This is a genomic window from Cyclobacterium sediminis (genome assembly GCF_054781075.1).
The window spans coordinates 27417-49287 of the sequence record NZ_BAAGVC010000044.1; the positions used below are offsets into that span (position 1 = coordinate 27417).

Consider the following 21871-nt stretch of genomic DNA (forward strand, 5'->3'; position numbering starts at 1 on the left):
TTGTCAAAATTAATCAGGTATATTTACTTAACCAACCTTATTATTTAATTTGATTGGAATAACCCTTTCAAGGGTGGTCACCATCGCACATTCAGCAGATTTTAAATCCATACAATAGAGGCCGGTAAATTGACCAAAAGCCGGCAATATCAAGGAGTTGTTTTTGAAATAAAAAGCCGGTAATCTGAATTTTTGTTTACTGTTTTTCTTTATCACAATTCCCGGATGAATGTGCCCACAAATATTCAATTTACTTTTCGGCAACCCCTCCTGAGGTTCGTGACTTAACACCAAATTACCAAGTAGTAAATTGCCCTTATGGATTTTTAAAGCACTACTTTCATATAGGCTATCCGGCAATATGTCATGATTCCCCATTACCAAATGAAAATTTATTTCAGGAAATAATTCCATAAATTCAAGTAAAGTAAACCAGCTTTCGTTGCTTTCACTATGGAATAAATCACCAAGAAAGAAAACTTTGGAAGCTCCAGTTTTACTCAAAAGCGAGCTAATTCTATGGAAATCATCTAAATGAATACTTTCAGGAACAGGAATTCCGGCTTTTCTAAAATGAGCGGCTTTCCCAAAATGCGTATCGGCCAATAAAAGTGCATTCTCCTTCTCTAACCAAATGGCTTTTTCCTTCATTAAATGAAGGCTGACCAACTCATGTTGCCAAATATATCTTCCGTCCAATTCTGCTGTCAAGGGATTAAAAATCTTGGGCACAAAGATAGTTTTTTCTATTGATGATTGGTATCAATAATAAGAATTGTAGGACAATTAAAGCCAGCGGACATATTAAGCATTCATATAGATTCTTAAACCTAAAAACTTTGGTTTTGTGGTTTTTGCTCAAAACAATAAAATAAATTCCAAGGGAATAGCGTTTTACTTACTAGAAGTTCGGATGTCATTTCTGGCATAAAATCACCTCCCTGTTTAAATATTAAAGTGGCTTATTTTAAATGCTCCTTGAACCCGGATGATGAAATAGGAGCCTATTGACATTTCGGGTTGATAATTGTTGCTAGCATTTATGGAATAACTATTGTCTTTCCATTACTGGAAAATTCTCTCTTAACGAAAACCAGCTGTTATGAATAAAAGAAAATTTAGTTTCATACAAAGCAAAGCCTCTCTTTTCATTTTGCTTCTACTCATTGGTTTAAGTACTAATAATCTGACAGCCCAACAAGCAGAGATTAGTGGGGGACTGACCAAAAAGATTTTATTGGGTGACCATTCAGGGATTACTAACCCTTCCTTAGGGTATGCATTTGGGTTTAATCACCATGTAAATGATTACAGACTCGCACATTCGTTTAGTTATGGGTTTAATTTTGAGGTTTTTAAGGTTTACAGGGTCAATAGCGAAGAAATTCCCGGTAATCCTTATCAGCAAGTTTTGTCACCAAAAGCGTTGTTTCGCTATGATTACTTTGTCAATGACCATATTTCGCTATTTTCAGGAGGTGAAGTGGGATTTCAGTTTATCAATCTAAAATCTGATCAGGAGGTTGTGATATCTACCGAAAGTTCCACCAACCTATATACCAAAGCCGTTCTCTCTCCCCAAATTGGGGTGAATTTTGAGATCAACCCTTACCTGACCATTTACTACCAATTTGCATATGACTTAGGATATTATATTGGGGATCGGCCCAATTGGGGATTACAATCCTCAAAATGGATACATATGCTGAGTAATTCTGCAGGTTTGAGGATTAAAATTAACCATGGATTTTATTAAATGATGCTAATTAATTTTTCTCGGACTTTTTAAATATGCCATTAAATCAATTACTTCCTGCGCACCAAGGGACTCAAAAAGACCCGGAGGCATTAAAGAAACATTGGTGACTTCTTTGCTTTGAATTGCTGATTTATTGATTTTTACAGGTTCTTGGCCGGCAATTTTTAAAGTGATTTGTCTGGCGTTTTCTCCTACAACGTTCCCGGTGTAGGTTCGTCCTCCCATGGTGGTGATTACAACCAATTTATAGGCGTCCTGAATTTCAGCACTTGGTTCCAAGACGTTCAATAAAATATAATCAGTGTTAGTCCGGTTGGATCCGGTAAGGTCTGGTCCAATATCAGCTCCCTCTCCAAACATTTTGTGACATGACCCACAAGTGTTCGTGAAAAGGGCTTTTCCTGCTTTAAGATTTGCATTTTTTAAAGCATTGTTTGTCAACATTGACCGGTATTTATCATAGGCTGCCTCATCATTGGGTACATGTTCTATTGGCCCCCAGAATTCCACAAACCCGCTTCCAATCACTCGGTGAAGCTGTCTGGCAAGGGTGACAGGGATTTCTTTTTTAACGATGTTTCCGGCTTTAATTTCATCTAATAGCAGGTTTCCATACCTTGGTCGAGAGGATAAAGTTTGGAGGATGTTAACTTTGGTTTCAGGGCTTGCCTGTGGATATATAGCTATCAAGGCTTTGCCTACTTGCTCATTATCAAAAGCTGCCGCAGCTTTGATGGCCTCTTCTTGCAGGTCTTTGTCTTCGAATAAGCCGAGAAGTATAGGTACCAATTCTCCCTTTTGGCGGGCAGCTAATAATTGTATGGCTTTAGTTTTTTCTCTCTTATTACTATTTTTGCTTCTCAAACTTGCCAAAGCTTTTTGGGTGGCTTCAGCATCTCCAAATAGGGCCGCAATATCCTCAGCAAAGCCTTTGGTGGCAAGGTTCTTCTTTAATTGACTTTCCAAGTTTTTCCAGTTGTCGGGAGCAACCAAATCTGTTCTACCCTCCATTCCATTGATCATTCCTTCCAGTAATAATGTTTGATTACGGGAAGAGGAAATAATCGCCTGGACAAGTTGTTTCAATGCATCGCCGTCCACAGCCCTTCTTGCAATGTATTTTGTGAGCAATGGGATTTTAGACTGTTCGGCCAATTCCATAAACTTTCTCTCATCTTTTTCAATTAAATCTGAAATTCCAAACCAAACGAGTTTGGGTATGTTGTGATCATTTTGGTCTTCTTTTCTGGAAACCAGATGGGCTGCCAGTTCCCATTTCCAGTCCTCTGGAACTCTTTGTAAGGCAGAGGCCAAATAAAGCCGAACGATGGGGGAGGGGTCTGTTTCTGCCATTGCTACCATTATATCTTTTGCTTTTGGTAGGGGAGTATTGCTTTCACAAATCAATTGAACGGCCCAGGAACGAATATAGGGGTCTTGGTCGCTCAGGGAGGACAGCAAGGTTGTTTCCGTTAAGGTATTGGTTTGATGTAGGGTCCATAGTGCCTTTAGTCTCAGATCGGTAGGATTTGTACTTGAAAATAGAGCTTTTAATGCCTGAATGGCATCTGGTTTTATTTCACTATAATAGGCTCGTTTCTGTAGAATCCCTCTGGCCCTTCTTGCATGCCAGTCACTTTCACTGCTTTGTAAGCCAGCGAGTTCCATATCTGTCAGGAGGTTGAGGTCAGTATACCTCCCTTTCCAGTTTTTGGCTTGGTTGTTTTTAGGCATAATTCTGAAAACCCGACCTGTTTCACTATTAAGGACTTCTTGACCACAGATATCTGCATCGTGCCAATCCAATACATAAAGGCCGCCTTCCGGACCTATTTCCATACTAAAACCCACCCATTGGGCATTGTTTGCCATAAGGAAATTATCCGAATGCTTGCCAATGAAACTTGACCCACTTGGTATTAAACTGTCTGATAAGACTGCATGTTCGTGGATATTGGCCATAAAAACTTTCCCTTTTTCTTCCTTAGGAAAAGCGTCTGATTGATAAATTCTAGCCCCTCCATGGGCCGAACGGTGACTATGGTCGGTTATTGTTTTGATATCTTCATACACGTAAGGGTTGAAATGTTGCCCTCCTTGCCGATGATAAATCCCTCCCGGCACCACATGCCAAAGGTGAGGGATTACACAGGCCGACATAATGAGTTGGCCCTTGGCGTCGTAATCAATTCCCCAGGGATTGCTAAAGCCATGAGCGACTACCTCAAAACTATGCTTGGTAGGGTGATAGCGCCAAACTCCTCCATTAATGTCTACCCCATCTGCTTCAAGTAAGTCTTCCGGAAATGGGTCTTTATGGTAATAGAGTTTGGTTTTTTCTTTCTCAGTTGGTTTCCTGATTTTTGATGGAGTAGCAAAGCCTTGTAGCCCGTAAAGCCAACCATCCGGCCCCCACTGAAGGCTATTTAATGTTTCATGGCGGTCTCTTATTCCCCATCCGGTAAGCAAAACTTCAATATCCTCAATATCTGCTTTGTCATCTTGGTTTTTATCAGGAATGAAAAGAAGGTTGGGCGGTGCTCCTACATAAACCCCGTCAAAGCCCACAGCTAAAGCTGCAGGAAATGCCAGCCCTTCCATAAAAACTTTCTTTTGATCCGCCTTTCCATCACCATCTGTGTCTTCCAAAATAAGGATACGGCTGTTGCCGTTGTTTGAAAAACCATGCTGTCTTGACTCGTAATCTTTGTTTTCAGCTATCCAAAGCCGCCCTTTATCATCCCAGCAAAAGGCCATCGGCTGGCTTATCATGGGTTCTGAAGCAAAAACATTCACCTTATATCCTGGTTTTACAGTCATTTCCTCAACTGCCTCATCGGGGGTTAAAAATTTGGCTTTTCTGCCCTCGTCTCTTGCCATTTGCCATAAGGAAGCAGTATTGTACATGCCTTCCCTTCCGGTATAAGCTGCCCAGGCCTCCGTTACTTCCACATCATTGAAGGCTTTGGTATAGAACAGTAGTCGATGTTTGATAATTTGGGTAGCTCCACTATCAATTTTCCAGTCTTCGTCACGTGTATAGGCCGGTCCAAGGCCAAACTGTTGGTCTACTCGCCATTTTTGCGGATAGCCTTTGTTATCAGGATGATCAAAAACTGCAATATTGGCCATCTCTGATCTACCTTCTACCTGCATTCCCACATTCACCCACATGGAATGTTCTCCTTCCGCTTTTTCATTGACTTGTCGGGCAGTATTGGTGATGGCTGCCTTCATTCCTTCTTTCCATGGCATTCTAATAAAAAGTCCCCCATAATCGTATTTACCTAGGGTAATGTCTTGGGCAGCATTTCCACGCCACTCCAAATCCAGTAAATATTCTTCCCCCTGAACCTTGAGACTCCAGGTTTGAGTTTCTGTCATCAATGGCCTTCCCAAACTATCCAGCATTTCATAAACCGTTTGCCAAGAAACATTTTCACCCTCATTTTCTAGTATGTTCACAGCCACTTTCTTCCAATGGTCCGCTCCGGGATTATGGAAAAAATCCCTTTGATTTACTCGAGTGAACCCCCAATAAATTCCAGTTTGGTGTTGGTGGTGATCAGGGCTCTTTTCTGTTAGAATTCCTTTTCCATCCGGAGCTACGATGGGATGAAGGTAGGGCCTGAATTGGGCTTCTGCTACCTGAACAAGAAGAGGCTTGTCGGGATTAGCCTTGTTATAAACTTTTAACTGTTCGTCCGAGCTGTCCATCAAGAGCTGGAGGTCAGCTTTAGTATTGGCTGACTGATCTGTGTCCTTATTTTTGCCCGGGCTGCAAGCGAAAGTCATGTAAATCGTAAAAAAGAAAAGGTAGGATAAGCGCATGGGGGGTTCAATTGGTATTAATAATTACTTTTGGGTGTGATCACTCCATAATGCATTTTGATACGTTTTAGGCGATCGGTCATAGCAGATTTGAGGGAGTCATAGGAGGATTCATAATATAGGTTTTTCATTTCCCTTGGATCTTCCTTTAAGTCGTAAAGTTCCCATTCATCAAGCTCATAAAAATGCATTAATTTATACCGTTCACCGGTTACTCCTTCGTGTTTTCGGACACTGTGTACGGCAGGAAATTCATAGTAATGGTAATACAGAAATTCTCTCCAGTTTTCCGGTTTACTACCTTTCATCAATGGCAATAGGCTTTTGCCTTGCATACGGTCTGGTGCCTGAACCTTGGCCATGTCCAAAAAGGTTTGAGCAAAATCGAGGTTAGATACCAATTGGTCATTGGTGATTCCGGAAGGAATCGTTCCTTTCCACTGCATCAATAAGGGCGTTCTGAAGGATTCTTCATACATGAAACGCTTATCAAACCAGCCATGTTCTCCGAGATAAAAGCCTTGATCTGAGGTATAAACTACTAAGGTATTTTCTGTCAAACCATTTTCTTCCAAGTAGTCAAGAACTCGTCCCACGTTATCATCAACGGACCTTATGGTGGCCAAATAGTCTTTCATATACCTTTGGTATTTCCATTGTATTAACTCCTTTCCCTCAAGGTCTTGTGCTTGGAAATCCGCAATAATCGGGTCATAGGTTGCATCCCAGTTTGCCTGTTGTTCTGCATTCATCCTTGCATAGGTTCGGTTAAATATGGCCCCCTTTTTATTGGCTTCTGTCCAAACCTTAAGGTCAGAAGCTAGGTCCATGGTTTTCTCTATGCTCATGTCCTGTGTTTTGGCCGCAGTACCTCGCCTTGAATAATCATCAAAAAGGTTTTCCGGTTCAGGAAAGGTGAGGTCTTCATAAAGATCCAAATGCGCAGGTCCTTTTTCCCATTTTCTATGGGGAGCCTTATGTTGTAACATTAGCATAAAAGGCTTATCACCTTTACTGTTTTCATCCAACCATTCCAAAGATTTGTCTGTAATAATATCTGTGACATAACCTTCAGCTATGCTGGTGTCTGTGGCGGATATTATATCAGGATTGTAATAATGTCCTTGTCCGGGAAGTATTTCCCAATGATCAAATCCGGTTGGGGTAGATTTTAGATGCCATTTACCAATGAGGGCTGTGGTGTATCCATTGTCTTTTAATAGTTTTGGAAAGGTAATTTGACTGCCATCAAAAGTGTCACCATTGGTCCGATGTCCATTTACATGGCTATGTGTACCGGTAAGTACAGTTGCTCTGGAGGGAGCACAAATAGAATTGGTGACATATGCGCTGTTAAAAAGAATACCATTAGCCGCTATGCGATCTATATTGGGAGTTGGGGCCAAATCTGCAAGACGGCTTTGATAAGCACTTATGGCTTGGTAAGCATGATCATCAGTAAAGATAAACACTATATTAGGTTTCTTGGCAACTTTGATTTTAGTTTCTGATTTTTCTGAACACGCAGTCATATACAGACAAAAGCTAAAAATGATGCTTTTGGTAAGCCAATATCTATTAAATTGCCTTTTCATGATATAGAGGTTTTGGATTTTGTTTTAAATGACAAACAAGTCAACAATATACATAATATTGGGTTCGCTAGGAATTTTGATGGGTAAAACATTATATAGTAATTTTAATCCCAACTTTACTAAGGTGAAAGCTCTTTTGTGAGAAAAAAAGTAATGTTGAACATTATTTGGAATGTATGGCTGGTGGTATTCTTTGCCTTACTTATACATGATCAATTAAATAATACAATTGCTATGCGTTATTCACGTCTATTATATTTTTCCTTAAGCGTGTTTACCTTAATGAGTTGCAAGGAAGACAATCAGCTTGCAGGCCTTCAAGAAATGGATGGACTTGTAGCCCTCTGGGATTTTAAGGAGGAAGGTGGAAAGGCCAGAAAGGCCCTAGGAAAGGGAGGATTTCCTTTGAAGGAAATGAACGGTGAGATCCAACGGATACCTGAAGGCCCCCTGTCTGGTTATTCTGCGCTAATGGAGAATGAAGCGTATTTTTCTTTAGGTCATGAAAAAACTGCGGATTTAAATATATATGGTAAAAATCAAGGGGTAACGGTAATGGCATGGGTAAAATGGGAAGGGAAAACCGGATTTGTTGGTGGAATGTGGAACGAGTATACCGACGGAGGGAAACGACAGTATGGGTTATTTGTAGATCTTCCTCATTACAATGGAGCGTCCCAAGTCTGTGGTCATATTTCTTACTCAGGAGGGCCTACGCCTCCTTTCCCATACAGCTGTGATTATGCCGCAAGTAAGCAAAAACTAACCAAAGGAAAATGGCATAATATTGCCTTTAGTTATGACGGGGAATACATAAAGGCCTATTTGGATGGTGTTTTTGAGGAAAGGGCACCTGAGCTTATTAATAATACCAAAGGTTTTGAAGGATTGCCTGATGGATTGATCCATTCTAAAAACCCTTATTTATTTAAAGATGGAATGGGGGACAACGGGTCCGACTTTACCGTTGGCGCTGTGGTTCTGTCCAGAGGGATGGGCAATTTTTTCAATGGGCAAATTGGGGGATTGGCTGTTTTTGATAGGGAATTAACTGAAAATGAGATTAGTGAAATTTTTCAAAAAACCATGGTCGAAAACCCATTCATGAATAAAGAACAATAGCAACAGCTGTTTTCCTTTTAAGCCCTCTAGGGTAGGCGAAATGAGTTTATGGAAAAAAAGTTTAAAGATTGTTGACTGGGGAGCAATAGCAATGCTTATTCCTAATTTTTTTGGGAGGCCTTTCCTACAGGGGGGCTTCAGTGTTAAGTTTCAACAGAAAAAATAGGTATTATTTCAGGTTTATTTGGAAAGAGGCCCATTGAATTCATCCATCAAAAGGTTCTCTTTAAGCATTTTGTATTTTTTTTGAGCTTCTGATTTACTATTGTAGGAATAGGTGTAAATTAGTTTTTTCGGTAAAAAGGAAACAACGATTTGATAACTGAATTTTATAGAACTGATTGTAGGACTTATGCCATTGGGCGTATTGGATGTCTTTTCTTCAATAGGGACCAATTTAATGGCTTTTACGGAAGGTAGTTTTTGCCAATGCCCGGTTTTATATCCACAAAAGGAGAAATATTCCTTGATGGATTTGTTATCCAGATCAATTAAAGTGCCCTCGTAAGTGTTGATAATAATCAGTCCTGCAGTAAAAGCACTTAAACCTACCCATAAGGTTTTTTGGAGATTATCTGCTGCTTCAATAAACACAGAGCTAAGCAGAACAATAGAACTTGCCAATAATAGAATTGCACCTAAAAGGTGAATACCCGTACCCAGGTTTCTTCGCTTATAATTGAATAGATGCATATTGGCTAATTTAGGGTTCATTTCAAGATTCAACTACTATAATAAACTATTCCTCTGGGATTTAAAACTATATCGATGAATTTAGTTTTATTTAGAGATGGATTTCTTTATAGACCGTATATGGCTTGCAGAATTAATATCAAAGATTTACTTTACCGGATATAAAATACCGGATGCCAAACTTCTTATTTTGCCCAATTTCCTCTCTGCTTCCCTGAAATAATAGGCACAATTTTTATTGACCCTGGATGCAGGGTTTTAAAAATAAGGTTAGGAAAAACCGTTTAATTCAGGTAGTTATAGAAATAAAAATTAAACCCCGAATTGAGTTAAATGGTGGTCAAGGTGCTTGTAAAACATGTTGTTCCATTCTTCTATACTTAGCTTACCAAAAGAATTGGATTCTTTATTATCAAAGCTCTTTGCACCCAATGCCTGTGTTTGATTTAAATAATCAATGAGTCTTTTGCGTTCTTTCTCAAAATCTCTGGTATCAGTTATTAAAAAAGCCGGTGCGGTTTGTGAGTTCCTTTTGTATGGCTTTTCACCTACCACAATTTTTTTAACAAACAGTTTTAAAATAAATTTCATAAAGAAATTTGGCTTGGGATGTTTGTCTGTAAATACCATCTCGTAGGTCACATTACAATGGGCAAGCATTTGTGGGGCAGTCATTTTACCCCATTCCGGTTGGGTGTCAGCTTTCAATTGATTGATCCTAGCAATTAATCCCTCAGTAACATTTTTATCGAAAATATTGGGTAAGGCCATTGTTGTATTGTAGTTAGTTGAGTAAAGGGTGATTTTATATGCTATTTACGATTTTCAAATTATAATGCCCTCATGAAACGGTGATAAATTTGTTTCGTAACATATAAAATTTGAATCGAAATAGGGTTTATTATCCTTATTATATTTTGGTCATAAGTATTACACCGGTTGACCAATTCATTTTTGTAAGGTTGAAATCATTTCTTTCTTCGAGGGTTTTTATCAATTGCTCCGCTTTTTCAGCATGTCCTAAAGGCCAGTTTTTTTGGGGATTCATGTCATCTATCACGTAAAATCCACCAGGCTTAACCATGGCTAAGGTTTCATCTATATGGCTGTATTTGCCGGGCCAAGCATCCGCAAAAATCAAATCGAATAATGGACCCTCATAATTTTCTATCCATTTTTCTCCGTCTTCACATACAATGCTAAGCTTTGGGTTTTCTTCGAAAAATTCCTTTGCAATATTGGTTAATTGAGGGTCATTGTCAATGGTAGTAAGTTGAGAATTTTCACATAAGCCGTCCACCATCCATGCCAATGACAAGCCGGCTCCTGTGCCAATTTCTAAGATATTGGCATTAATACGGGATGAGATAAGGGTTTTCAGCAAACTACCTATATAGAGATCTGAAGGCATGATGAATCCTATCTCCTTGGCTTTGGATTGAATTTTTGAATACAATGCGGGAATGTCCTTTATTTGAGATTGATCCATAAGCTTTGCTTTTATTCAATTATTGGTATTGCTTTATAAGCACCTTTTTAGGCTTACTTGCCTAAAATTCTTTTCACTTCTTTGATAAGCAATGGAAAGGCAGGATGGGTCATTCCATGTCCATATCCATCCATTTCGTAGAGGACAGTTTCCTTATGCCCCACCACTTTCATCATGCGCATTAGATAAGCGTTTTCTTCATATCTACCTAAAAGTTCAAGTTCACGGTCTCCTGTTATAAGTAATAATGGAGGCGAATCTTTTCTTACATGAAACAAAGGCGCATATTTATCAATGGTGGGCTGCTCTCCGGGAATGCCTTGCTCTTTGCGTACTGTGAAATGAGTAATGGTATGACCGCTAAATGGTATCAATCCGGCAATTTCATTTGCATCTATACCATGTGTTTGTAGGTAAGACTTATCCAATCCAACCATACTGGCCAAGTATCCGCCTGCACTATGTCCGGAAACGAATATTTTTTTGGGATCCCCTCCATACTCTTCGATATTTTTGAACGTCCAAGCAATGGCAGCTGCAGCATCTTCAATGTATGTGGGAGCTTTGACTTTAGGAGATAATCGATAGTTTACGCCAATTATTGCAAAGCCCTGATTTTTTAACGCTTCCGGGATTTCTTTTTCTCCTCCGGTGATACCTCCTCCGTGAAACCACACTATTGTCGCAAAATCCTTGGTATTCTTTGGATAGTATATATCCAACACGCAGCGCTCTGATAAATAGCTGTCGGTTTTTCTAAGCTCTTGTCCATAATAAGGCAGGCTCTCTAACTGCTCATAAGAAATGTCTTGGGCATAAGTGAATGAAATTGAAAATACAAGTAATAGTATGAAGGATAATTTTTTCATGATCATGAAATGGTTTTTATTTTGGGAGTTCACAATTCAATTTAGTAAGAGGATGTTGTTCTTTTTCAAGCAGTCTGGTTTATTGACTTAATTCGCAAAGCTTCTTTAGGGTTTTGAGATTTCTGGTGGTAGCTTTCACCTTTAGCTTATTTTCAAAAAAATTATTGGTCAATTTGGATTGATGGTATTTTCCTTCACAATAAATAAAAACATCCTTTCCCTCAATTGTATATTTGTCAGGTGGGAAATCAAAAGTTTTTATTTTATCAAGGTTTTCACTGGTTGGATTTTGTGCCAAGAAAGTAATGTGTAATGGGCTAATATCCATTTCACCATCTTTATAATAGGGGTTGTTTGATAATGTTTTTTGCAAATCCTTAGCGGTTCGAACGATTACAGGAACCTCAAATCCAAATTTTTCTTCAATGGCCTTTTCAATTTTGTTTGCCATTTCCTTTTCATCTGCCTTATCAGCTGAAGTGAAAATAACATTGCCACTTTGTATATATGTTGAAATCTCGCTATACCCTAATTCTTTAAATAAGGATTTAAGGTCCGTCATCAAAATTTTCCTTTTACCTCCTACGTTAATCCCCCTTAAGATTGCTATTTTCTTGTCCATTTTTAGTTTTTAATTTATGGTTTTGGGTCAAATAGATGCTTTCAAATTTTACAATAAACGTCAATGATAAGGAATCGACTTGACTTCCTTTTATGGTTTAATATCTAATAGAAGGGTTAAAATCTACTTTTTAATTCAGTTTCTATTCAACTGTACAGTTAGCATACTGAAAAATACGCCATTATTTTCACCTTTTGTAATTTTTAATGGTTTTGTACGCCCAATTTTTATTTTAAATCATTCCTGATGAGACATTGAATTGATTTTAAGCCCTTTAAAATTAATTATTTGCACTTTGAAAAATAATATTCAAAAAATCAATCATCCTTTCCTTGCCCATTTATTATTTTGGCCTTGTATTTATCAATCCTTGAAAGCCTTGTTTTGGATTGTTTTGCAGAAGAGAAATACAATAAATAGGCCCTTTGTCTTCCGGGAGAAAGGGATTGAAAACCTTTCAGTAAATTAGGTTCGTTATCCATTGCCAGTTGAAACTCTTCTACAATTTCGTAAGATTTTGTTTCTCTTTTCGGCACTTTTAAGCCGGCCTCTTCCACAGCTATGGCTTCACTTATTAGGGATTTAATGTTGGCTGTCCTTCTCAAAACCTCTTCTTGACCCGTAAAACGTATTTGTCTTGCCGCTTGCACATTCTCAGTTTGCTGCACCAGTATTTTATCCGGATCATTTAAAAGCACTCCTTTAAAAAACAATAGGGCACAATATTCTTTAAACTCATGTATTAAAAGGATGTTGCTGGCTTTTGACGTGGGGTTCGATGACCAGGTATAGCATGGAACACCCCATTTTAATTCTTCAGAAAGAGGGAAATCCAGGATGATGCTCCTTAATAAAATCAATTCTTTTTGCCATTTTTTTGATTTCTTAAAATAAAAATCGACTTCAGGATTCATAAGAAGGGTATGTTATGTAGATATTCTAAAATATCATATTATTTACTTGTAAGCAAAAAAGATAGACATAAGCCTTATTATAAGCCGATCCCATTTTGGGGGAAATAAAAAAAGCTTTCCAATAGGATTGGAAAGCTTGAATATTCAGGATTATGGAATTGTTATGGCAAGTATTTGCTTTTGAATACCATTAATTTTTCACGAGTCATTTCGTGCATAGAGTAGGGGATTCCTCCCATACCTTCGCCTGAGGCATCTCTTCCCCCAAAAGGCATCCAATCAACTCGAAAAGCTGTATGGTCATTTACCATTACTGCGGTGGCATTCAACTTTTGTACTGTATCAAGAGCTATGTCCAAATCCTTAGTAAATACGGCTGCTTGAAAGTGAAATTCAAGGCTATTGGCCAAGGCAATGGCTTCTTCTCTATCTTCATAAGCATACACACAGACAACAGGGCCAAATACCTCTTCTTGGGAGATCCTCGCTTCATTAGATGGATTAAGCAATACGGTTGGCTCATAGCAGGTATCACTGATTTTCTTACCTCCGCATAAAAGTTTTGCCCCTCCGGAAATGGCTTCTTTTACCCATTCATCCACTCGGTCAACTTCTCCGGTTTCGATAAGGGGGCCTACTTCTGTTTCTTTAGAAAGTGGATCTCCAACTTTCAGGTCTTTCGCTTTATCGGCGATGTCATTGGCAAGCTTTTCTGCTATGGAATTGTGGGCGAATACTTTTTGAACCGAAACACATACTTGACCGGCATGGTAGAAACCGCCTTTTACCAGTAAAGGTAACATCTCTTCAAATACGGAATCCTTTTCAACAATTACAGGAGCTGCACCACCGTGTTCCAGCGCACACCTGGTTCCGGGCGCCATTTTAGATTTTAATGACCAGCCCACTTTTGCAGAACCGATAAAGGATAGGAAATTAATTCTAGGGTCACCCACTAGCTTTTCTGAAAGTTCATTGCTGCAATGTATAGACTGAACCCAGCCTTCCGGTACTCCGGCTTCTTTTAGGATTTCTACAAGGGCCATGCAAGAATAAGGTGTCTTGCTCGCCGGTTTTACGATCACCGGACAACCTGCAGCAAAAGCAGTAATTACCTGATGAACGATTAGGTTCAAGGGATGATTGAAGGCGGATAAAGAAGCGACGACCCCTATGGGCTCGCGAATGGTAAAGGCCAATCTATTAACGGATGATTCGGTAATGCCCATTGGAATTTGTCCACCTTTCATATGAGAGATTTCCTCAGTGGCAATCTTTAACCCATTAATTGCCCTTTTTACCTCTACCATAGAATCCTGGAAGGGTTTTCCTCCCTCTTTGGCCGCTGTATTGGTTAAGTCTTCTATTTTATCCTCCATCAAAGCTCTCGCTTTTTCCAATATAGCAATTCTTTTGTGCGCAGGAATCCATTGACTTCGGTCCTGAAAAAGATCATGGGCTGTCGCTATTTTTTGCTCCAATTCATCGGCATCTGCCATGGGCAAAGTGCCTATTAGTGTTCTATCAAAAGGTGCATATACTTTTAATTGGTCATTCATAGTTTGGAAGTTTTTTCTTTCAACATTACATTTAAAATTGGGTGGTTTAAAGAATAATCAACCTTTAAGTCAATTACATGAACCCCCGAGCTATTGAGTGATTTGTCAAGAATTTCTTGTAAATCCTTGTCACTTTCAGGGCGGTAGCCATGCGCTCCATAGCTATTTGCGTATTGAACAAAGTCAGGATTTTTAAAGTCTAAACCAAAATCCTTGAAACCCATGTCTTCTTGTTTCCATTTGATCATACCATAGGATTCATCATTCAAAATAATGACTACCATATTTAATCCCAAGCGAACGGCAGTTTCTAACTCCTGAGAGTTCATCATAAATCCACCATCTCCACAGATGGCGACTACTTTTTTGTCAGGGTGTAATAAATTAACACACATGGCTGAAGGCAAGCCTGCCCCCATAGTTGCCAATGCATTGTCAAGCAAAAGGGTGTTGGGTTGATAACATGTATAGTTTCTGGCAAACCAAATTTTATACACGCCATTGTCCAATGTTATTACATCTTTTTCACCTAGCTTATTTCTTAATAAATTTACCAATCGCTGGGGTAAGGTAGGGAAGCGTTCATCTTCAAAATACTTTCCGAGATGTTCAGAAACTTCTGTTTTTACCTTTTTATAAAAATCGAAATTCCAGCTTTCTGAAGGCCTTACTGCTTTGGCAAGTTTTTCGACAGAACCGGTTATGTCCCCTACAACGTTTAGTTGCGGGAAATATACGGGGTCGACTTCTGCAGGGGAAAAATTTACATGTATTACCTTTTTCCCTCCCTGTTTCATGAAAAATGGAGGCTTTTCAATTACATCATGCCCTACATTGATGATCAAATCTGATTCATCAATGGCAGCATGGACAAAATCATGTGAGGAGAGTGCTGCGGTGCCTAGGTACTTAGGATGTCTTTCATCAATTACCCCTTTTCCCATTTGCGTGGTGAAAAAATAGATTCCTGTAGTATCTACAAATGAGGCCAAGGCCTGGCAAGTTACCTTTCTATTGGCTCCTGCCCCTATTAGCAAGAGTGGCATTTTGGCATTTTCAATCATTTTGGCTGCTGATTGGATTGCCTCATCATCTGACTTTGGCAACAAATAGTCTACAACCTCAAACACATGGTCTTCTACCTCCTCTTGTGCAATGTCTTCGGGAAGCTCCAAGTGTACTGCCCCGGGTCTTTCTTCTGTAGCTATTCGAAAAGCTTCTCTTACGTTCGAGGCAATCACATTGCCATCCACAATTTGTTTGGTGTACTTGGTGATAGGTCGCATCATGTCTACGACATCAATTATTTGGAAACGAGCCTGCTTGCTTTTTTTAATAGGTTTTTGGCCGGTAATCATTAACATGGGCATGGCACCTAGTTGGGCATAGGCTCCCGGTGTGAATAAGTTTGTGGCTCCGGGTCCCAGTGTAGACATACAAACTCCCGGCTTGCCGGTGAGCCTTCCATAAGTGGCTGCCATAAAACCAGCGCCTTGTTCATGCCTTGTCAAAATTAATTTAATTTTAGAACGGGTAAGAGACTCTAAAATGTCTAGGTTTTCCTCTCCTGGAAGACCAAAAATATATTCTACACCTTCCTTCTCCAGTGCTTTTACAAATAAATCTGATGCTTTCATATGTTAAAAATTTAAGGTTTGGGGTCTAATATGTAGAATAAAGAAGAGTAAATGTGAACAGGTTTTACAACCCATCCAATATCCAATCAAAAACCAGGCCTATAAATCCCCACCATTAATGCATCAATAATTTTAGCGATTTCAGTAGGGGGTAAAGATTCAATCAAGTACTGGTGTAAACCCTGAGGGTCATCTTCCCAAGAATTGCTTCCATCTTCATTAACTATTACGTTTCCTTTGGGACTCAGTTTCCAATAGTGCTTATCAGTTAGGGCCACCAAAATAGAAGTTTGATCCCAGCTTTGCCTTCCTTGATATCCATTGAATAATTTATAAGCCAAACTTACCGGATGCTCGCTATCAAGCGCATGCTTTAAATAATCCGCTCCGGTAATGATATTATTGCCTATTTCCCAACCGGAAAAGATCACTTGGCCGGGCCAGTTCTTCACTGCAATTTTGGTAGACTCGGGGTCAGGTCTATAGAAGTTAGCCTCTTTCCCATTAGGGTATTGCCCACCCATACAAGACCAGAGTTTAACCTTCTGTTTGATCAGTTCGTGACCACTTAGAGGACTAATATGATCTGCCTTGGAATTGAGTAATTTTCGAATATTTGTAAGATGTCCAATGCTAATAATAACCACGCTATTGTCCGGTGAATTGACTAATAGTCTTCTGTACAGCCTAGTGGCATCTTCAGGCTGTTTGCCATTTTTTAAAGAATGTGGATAGTTTGTTGCCAGCTGTTTTGTGTATTTAGAGAAACTTCTTAACGTTATGCCTTTTTCAACTCCGATAGGAATGTCAGGTCTTTTGTAATAAGTGTTAATGGCAGCAGCACATCCGGCGGCATCTTTGTCATCACTGGTAATGACCACTCCAAGAATTTTGATTGTTTGGTGGTCTTCCAAGGTGTGCAACATCGCCAAAGCACCTACATCATCTACATCAGAATCCAGATCTGCATCTAAAATGACCGGAACCTGGCCTTGAGAATGAAATGAAAAAGCAAAAAATAAAATCAAAAATAACTGTATCGTTTTGTTCATTTCTAGAAGATAATTTTTCAGTTTGATTCTTTATCCGGTATTAGCAGGGAAACAGTAAGTATACTTATTAAACTACAAATCATAGAGAAAGTTCTGAATGGAAACTGTATTCCTGCAATTGGATCTTCCATCGGATAAGGTAAAAACGGAGGGATGCCAAATATTGGTTCACCACCGCCAAATCTTAGAAAAACTCCAACGATTATTCCGGCAATTGCTCCTCTTTTATTGGACTTTTTAAAATACAAAGCCATTACCAATTGTGGAAACAAAATTACGTAAACGAGGTCCGCACAAAGGTACCAAAGCTCATAGACACTTTGAAGCGTTAAGGCAAGCCAGGTAGCTACAATTCCAATTCCGAGAATGGCTAAGCGTATGGAATTTTTTATTTGCTTGTCGGAGCAAGAGGGGTTGAGAAGCGGTCGATAGAAATTCCAGGTAAACATAGAGGCTGCAGATAAAATGGATGAATCCACTGATGACATTACTGCAGCTGCAACTGCCCCTAATCCCAATGCTGCAATGATTGGGGGAGTCATTTCTATCAATACATAGGGTAGGACCATGGTGGCTTCCGGAGCAACTCCCAAGGAGGATTGGCTCCAATCAAAACCAACACCGGCTACCCCAATGAAAATGGCAGGAACGGCCATCAATGCACAACATATTCCGCCAAAAATAGACAACCTAATGGCAGACTTATCCGAATTTGAGGACAACACTCTTTGGAAATATACTTGCCATGGTATTCCTCCCATTATTAACAACAAGGCAAAATCCAGCCAAACCCAAATACTATTTCCCCATGCCGGATCGGTTCCACTAAATGCACTCAGGCTGGGGAATAAATTAAATCCATTGCTGATTTGTTGATCATAAATATTTAAAGCAGTCACTATTCCTCCAATTCTATCCAAAGCAAAAGGTATGGATATACCGAGACCAAGGATGATAAAAATCAGCTGAACCACATCTGTATATGCCACAGACCATAAGCCTCCCATCATGGTATAACCAATGGCTATACTAGCCGAGACCATAATGGATGTTTCCAGGTCCAATTCAAAAATAGTGGCGAAGGTTATCCCCAATGCAGCGAGGATGGCTGCACTCCAAAATATTTCCCCAATCAAGGCAGGAATAAATAGTACAGCGGCAGTTTTTTTTCCATACTTGTGTTCAAAAACATCAATAAAAGTGGTAAAGCCAAAGCTTCTGATTTTTTTTGCAAAAAACAAACCACCTAATATAAGGCTGATGGCATAACCCCAAGGAGCCTGTGCCCACACCAGCCCTCTGGTACTGTCGTAAACAGCCTCGCTGGTACCGATAATATAACCTCCACCCACCCAGGTGGCTGTCATGGTGAAAATGCCGATCCATGCCGGCATTCTTCTGCCGGCCAATAAAAGGCCTTGTGAAGTTTGATCACCTGATTCCTTTTTACTGGCGTAATAACCAATATATAGAATAACCAAGTAAAAAATAACAGTGATGAGAATTCCTAGAGTCTTGGTGTCGATAGCTTTGCTGGGTTAGTTCCCAAACCAATTTAATGGCGAAGGGTGGAAATTTTGATAAATGTGTTTGATTTCTTGGAATTCTTCTAATCCGGTATGGCCAAGTTCTCTTCCTAAGCCGGACTGTTTATATCCTCCCCAAGGAGCTTGTACAAAATAAACATTGAAGTCATTGATCCATACCGTCCCGAAGCGAAGTGCCTTGGATACCCTATCTATTCTTTGCACATCCTTGGTCCAAAAACCTGCAGATAAACCATAAATGGTATCGTTGCCATTTTTTATGGCTTCAGCTTCCGTATCAAATTTTTCTATGTGTATGACCGGACCAAAGATCTCTTCTTTTACAATTGCCATCTCTTTTGTGCAACCGACCAAGAGGGTTGGTTCATAAAAATAGCCATTGGCCAGTTCAGGATCCGAGGGTTTCTTCCCTCCTGTGATCAATTCAGCTCCTTCTTCGATGGCTTTTTGAACATGGTTGGACACCTTTTCGAGTTGAGCTTCGGAAATAAGAGGACCCATTTGAGTTTGCTCATCCATTCCATCTCCCAGTCGAATTTTTTTGATCCTTTGCTCAAGCTGCTTTACCACTTGATCGTGGATAGCGGCAGCTACCATCACTCTTGTCCCGGCAGAGCAAATCTGGCCGGCATGGAAGAAAACTCCGTTTAATATAAAGTCAATGGCTGTTTCCCAATCTCCATCTTCAAATATTATATGGGGATTTTTTCCTCCCAGTTCAAGTGCTACTTTTTTAACATTTCCGGCGGCAGCCTTCATGATTTTCTTTCCGGTGACTACACCTCCCGTAAAAGATACCATGTCTACCTCGGGGTTTTCAGCCAGCTCAGCACCTATGCTGTGCCCAGGGCCCAAGACGGTATTGATTACACCTTTGGGGAATCCAGCCTGTTCTGCAAGCTGGGTCCAATATAAGGTCGTAAGCGGGGTGAATTCACTTGGCTTAATGACCATGGTACAACCGGCCACTAGGGCAGGAGCAATTTTCCAGGCAGCTTGAAGAAGGGGGTAGTTCCAAGGACAAATCATGCCTACAACTCCGACCGGTTCTTTTACCAATCGGCTTTGAGTATTCGGGTTAGGGCTAGCATTGCCTTCACCTTCGTTTTTGTCGGCAAGTCCGCCATAATACCTGAAAATTCCGGCAATATCATCCATGTCCCAAATACTTTCAGCATAGGTTTTACCGGTATTTAAGGTTTCTAATCTGGCCAATTCTTCCTTATTTTCTTCGATCAGGTCACCTAATTTATAAACCAATTTCCCACGTTCAACGGCCGTATAATTCCGCCATTCCTCAGCGTCAAAAGCAAGTTTGGCGCTTTGGATGGCTTTTCTGGCGTCCTCTCGATTACCTTCGGCTACAGTCACAAGGGCTTGCTTGTTATAAGGGTTATATATGGTTCTTACTGCATTGGACAGGGCTTCCTGCCAACAGCCATTGATATATAGGTTTTTATTTTCGATCAATTGGAAAGTTGGTTTTGTTCCTTTTTTGGATTGTGTTTGTAATAAGGCACTTCTTGTGGGGCCTCAGGACTGTTACCTAGTAATAGGTCAGCCGCTTTTTCGGCAATCATAAGCACAGGTGCGTAGATATTGCCATTGGTGATGTAAGGCATAATGGATGCATCTACCACCGAAAGATTGTTGACACCGTGAACTTTTAGATTTGCATCTACCACAGACATGTCGTCATAGCCCATTTTTGCTGTACAGCTTGGATGGTAAGCACTTTCGCCTTCTCTGGCTACGAAATCCAATATTTCTTCATCGGTTTCTACACCGGATCCTGGTGAAAGTTCTTTTCCCCTTAGTTCATTAAAAGCCGGCTGATTGATAAGGTTTCGGGTACACCTGATGGCTTCCACCCATTCTTTTCTTTCTTGCGGTGTAGACAAATAATTAAATTTAATACTTGGATATTTTTCGGGATCAGCAGATTTAATTTTTACATGTCCTCTCACATCCGTATTCATTGGCCCCACATGCAATTGGAACCCATGCCCTTCATTTGGAGCTGATCCATCGTATCGAATGGCGATTGGTAGAAAGTGATATTGTAAATTAGGATAAGTCACTTCATCATTTCCCCGGATAAATCCGCCGGCCTCAAAATGATTGCTTGCTCCTACACCTGTTCCCTTAATGAGCCATTCTAATCCTATTTTTGGTTGATTATAAAATTTTAGGGAAGGGTAAAGGCTCACCGGTTTTTTTGCGGCCCATTGTACATAGACCTCAAGATGATCCTGTAGGTTTTCTCCAACTCCTTTTAGGTCAGCTACTACTGGTATACCAAGTTTTTTCAACTCATTAGCATTGCCTATCCCGGAAAGTTGCAATAATTGAGGTGTATTGATTGCACCTCCACAGCATATTACTTGTCCTCCATAAGCAAGCTCATTTTTTCCGTTTTTGGAATAAGCCACTCCCGTAGCTGTGTTGCCTTCAAATAGGATTTTGCTAGCGGTAGATTTTAGGTGAATCGTAAGGTTTTTACGGTGTTTTATGGGATGGACATAGGCTCTTGCCGCATTCCACCTTTTACCTTTATAAATAGTGGCATCAAATTTACCAAAACCTTCTTGTTGATAGCCATTGACATCCTCTGTCAGGGGATAACCGGCTTCTTGAACTGAATCAAAGAAAGCTTTAAAAAGTGGATTGTCACACTTGGGTGTAGTCAGGTACAGTGGACCTTTGTCACCACGGTATGTGTCTCCTCCAATTAGGCGATTTTCCAAACGCTTGAAATAAGGAAGGCAATGTGCATAGCTCCAGTTTTCCAGACCTTTTTCATTGGCCCATTTTTCATAATCCAGGGCATTGCCACGAATAAAGATCATTCCATTAATTACACTTGAACCTCCCAATACTTTACCCCGGGGTTGAAAAATTTTCCGGTTTTGCATATAAGGTTCCGGTTCAGATTCATAGCCCCAATTGTAAAAATTATTGGTAAGTGGATAGGTGAGGGCTGCGGGCATCTGAATCCTAAAATCCCAACCATGGTCGGGTCTTCCTGCCTCTATTACCAGCACCTTATTTGAGGGGTCTTCACTTAATCTATTGGCCAAGACACTGCCAGCAGAACCACCACCAACAATTATGTAATCATATTTCTCTTTTGACATTCTTTAAATTAGGACAGTTGACTTGTCTAAAAAAGCAATTGCTGC

17 protein-coding genes are annotated in these 21871 nt (G+C 39.9%); 2 read left to right on the forward strand and 15 right to left on the reverse strand.

From position 1 onward, the window contains the following. Nucleotides 1–27: 27 nt before the first annotated feature. A complete protein-coding gene (gene pdeM, locus ACYVHJ_RS22280) occupies nucleotides 28–732 on the reverse strand; it encodes a ligase-associated DNA damage response endonuclease PdeM (protein WP_460519473.1) in 705 nt (234 codons plus the stop codon). Nucleotides 733–1102: 370 nt separating this feature from the next. Between pdeM and ACYVHJ_RS22285 the strand changes: the two genes are divergently transcribed. Then, on the forward strand, nucleotides 1103–1756 hold the full coding sequence (locus ACYVHJ_RS22285) for a hypothetical protein (RefSeq protein ID WP_460519476.1): 654 nt from the start codon (nucleotides 1103–1105) through the stop codon (nucleotides 1754–1756). Between the two features lie 6 nt (nucleotides 1757–1762). On the opposite strand, the gene ACYVHJ_RS22290 is transcribed toward ACYVHJ_RS22285, so the two are convergent. Beyond that, nucleotides 1763–5590 (reverse strand): PVC-type heme-binding CxxCH protein, encoded by a 3828-nt coding sequence (locus tag ACYVHJ_RS22290; protein ID WP_460519479.1) that lies wholly within the window; start codon nucleotides 5588–5590, stop codon nucleotides 1763–1765. A 17-nt stretch (nucleotides 5591–5607) separates the two neighbouring features. Next, nucleotides 5608–7122, reverse strand: coding sequence for a sulfatase family protein (locus tag ACYVHJ_RS22295; RefSeq protein WP_460519482.1), 1515 nt, complete (start codon nucleotides 7120–7122; stop codon nucleotides 5608–5610). 216 nt (nucleotides 7123–7338) lie between these two features. Between ACYVHJ_RS22295 and ACYVHJ_RS22300 the strand changes: the two genes are divergently transcribed. Further along, the gene (locus ACYVHJ_RS22300) at nucleotides 7339–8307 is read left to right on the forward strand and encodes a LamG domain-containing protein (RefSeq protein ID WP_460519485.1); all 969 of its coding nucleotides are present in this window, start codon (nucleotides 7339–7341) and stop codon (nucleotides 8305–8307) included. A gap of 180 nt (nucleotides 8308–8487) precedes the next feature. On the opposite strand, the gene ACYVHJ_RS22305 is transcribed toward ACYVHJ_RS22300, so the two are convergent. The 12 genes from ACYVHJ_RS22305 to betA form a co-directional block, all read right to left on the reverse strand. Beyond that, the gene (locus tag ACYVHJ_RS22305; protein ID WP_339901837.1) at nucleotides 8488–9021 is read right to left on the reverse strand and encodes a hypothetical protein; all 534 of its coding nucleotides are present in this window, start codon (nucleotides 9019–9021) and stop codon (nucleotides 8488–8490) included. Between the two features lie 291 nt (nucleotides 9022–9312). Then, nucleotides 9313–9771: a DUF1569 domain-containing protein gene (locus tag ACYVHJ_RS22310; RefSeq protein WP_339901838.1), complete on the reverse strand. Its 459-nt coding sequence runs from the start codon at nucleotides 9769–9771 to the stop codon at nucleotides 9313–9315. Between the two features lie 139 nt (nucleotides 9772–9910). Next, nucleotides 9911–10489, reverse strand: coding sequence for an O-methyltransferase (locus tag ACYVHJ_RS22315; protein WP_460519489.1), 579 nt, complete (start codon nucleotides 10487–10489; stop codon nucleotides 9911–9913). A 53-nt stretch (nucleotides 10490–10542) separates the two neighbouring features. Beyond that, a complete protein-coding gene (locus tag ACYVHJ_RS22320; RefSeq protein WP_339901840.1) occupies nucleotides 10543–11358 on the reverse strand; it encodes an alpha/beta hydrolase in 816 nt (271 codons plus the stop codon). Between the two features lie 79 nt (nucleotides 11359–11437). Further along, nucleotides 11438–11980 carry a DUF1697 domain-containing protein gene (locus ACYVHJ_RS22325; RefSeq protein ID WP_460519493.1) on the reverse strand — a complete coding sequence of 181 codons (543 nt, stop codon included), beginning with the start codon at nucleotides 11978–11980 and terminating at the stop codon, nucleotides 11438–11440. 317 nt (nucleotides 11981–12297) lie between these two features. Then, a complete protein-coding gene (locus ACYVHJ_RS22330) occupies nucleotides 12298–12894 on the reverse strand; it encodes a YdeI/OmpD-associated family protein (protein WP_460519496.1) in 597 nt (198 codons plus the stop codon). Between the two features lie 161 nt (nucleotides 12895–13055). Next, a complete protein-coding gene (locus ACYVHJ_RS22335) occupies nucleotides 13056–14453 on the reverse strand; it encodes an aldehyde dehydrogenase family protein (protein WP_460519499.1) in 1398 nt (465 codons plus the stop codon). After that, entirely contained in the window at nucleotides 14450–16090 is a 1641-nt protein-coding gene (locus ACYVHJ_RS22340; RefSeq protein WP_460519502.1) for an acetolactate synthase large subunit, read from the reverse strand. The genes ACYVHJ_RS22335 and ACYVHJ_RS22340 overlap by 4 nt, the downstream gene beginning before the upstream one ends. 86 nt (nucleotides 16091–16176) lie before the next feature. Then, nucleotides 16177–17142, reverse strand: coding sequence for a nucleoside hydrolase (locus ACYVHJ_RS22345; protein WP_339901845.1), 966 nt, complete (start codon nucleotides 17140–17142; stop codon nucleotides 16177–16179). A 17-nt stretch (nucleotides 17143–17159) separates the two neighbouring features. Then, on the reverse strand, nucleotides 17160–18623 hold the full coding sequence (locus ACYVHJ_RS22350) for a high affinity choline transporter 1 (RefSeq protein ID WP_460519506.1): 1464 nt from the start codon (nucleotides 18621–18623) through the stop codon (nucleotides 17160–17162). A 57-nt stretch (nucleotides 18624–18680) separates the two neighbouring features. Next, a complete protein-coding gene (locus ACYVHJ_RS22355; RefSeq protein ID WP_460519509.1) occupies nucleotides 18681–20159 on the reverse strand; it encodes an aldehyde dehydrogenase family protein in 1479 nt (492 codons plus the stop codon). After that, complete coding sequence (gene betA / locus ACYVHJ_RS22360; protein ID WP_460519512.1) at nucleotides 20156–21826, reverse strand: choline dehydrogenase; 1671 nt, start codon at nucleotides 21824–21826, stop codon at nucleotides 20156–20158. Before betA ends, ACYVHJ_RS22355 begins: the two co-directional genes overlap by 4 nt. Nucleotides 21827–21871 lie beyond the last annotated feature (45 nt).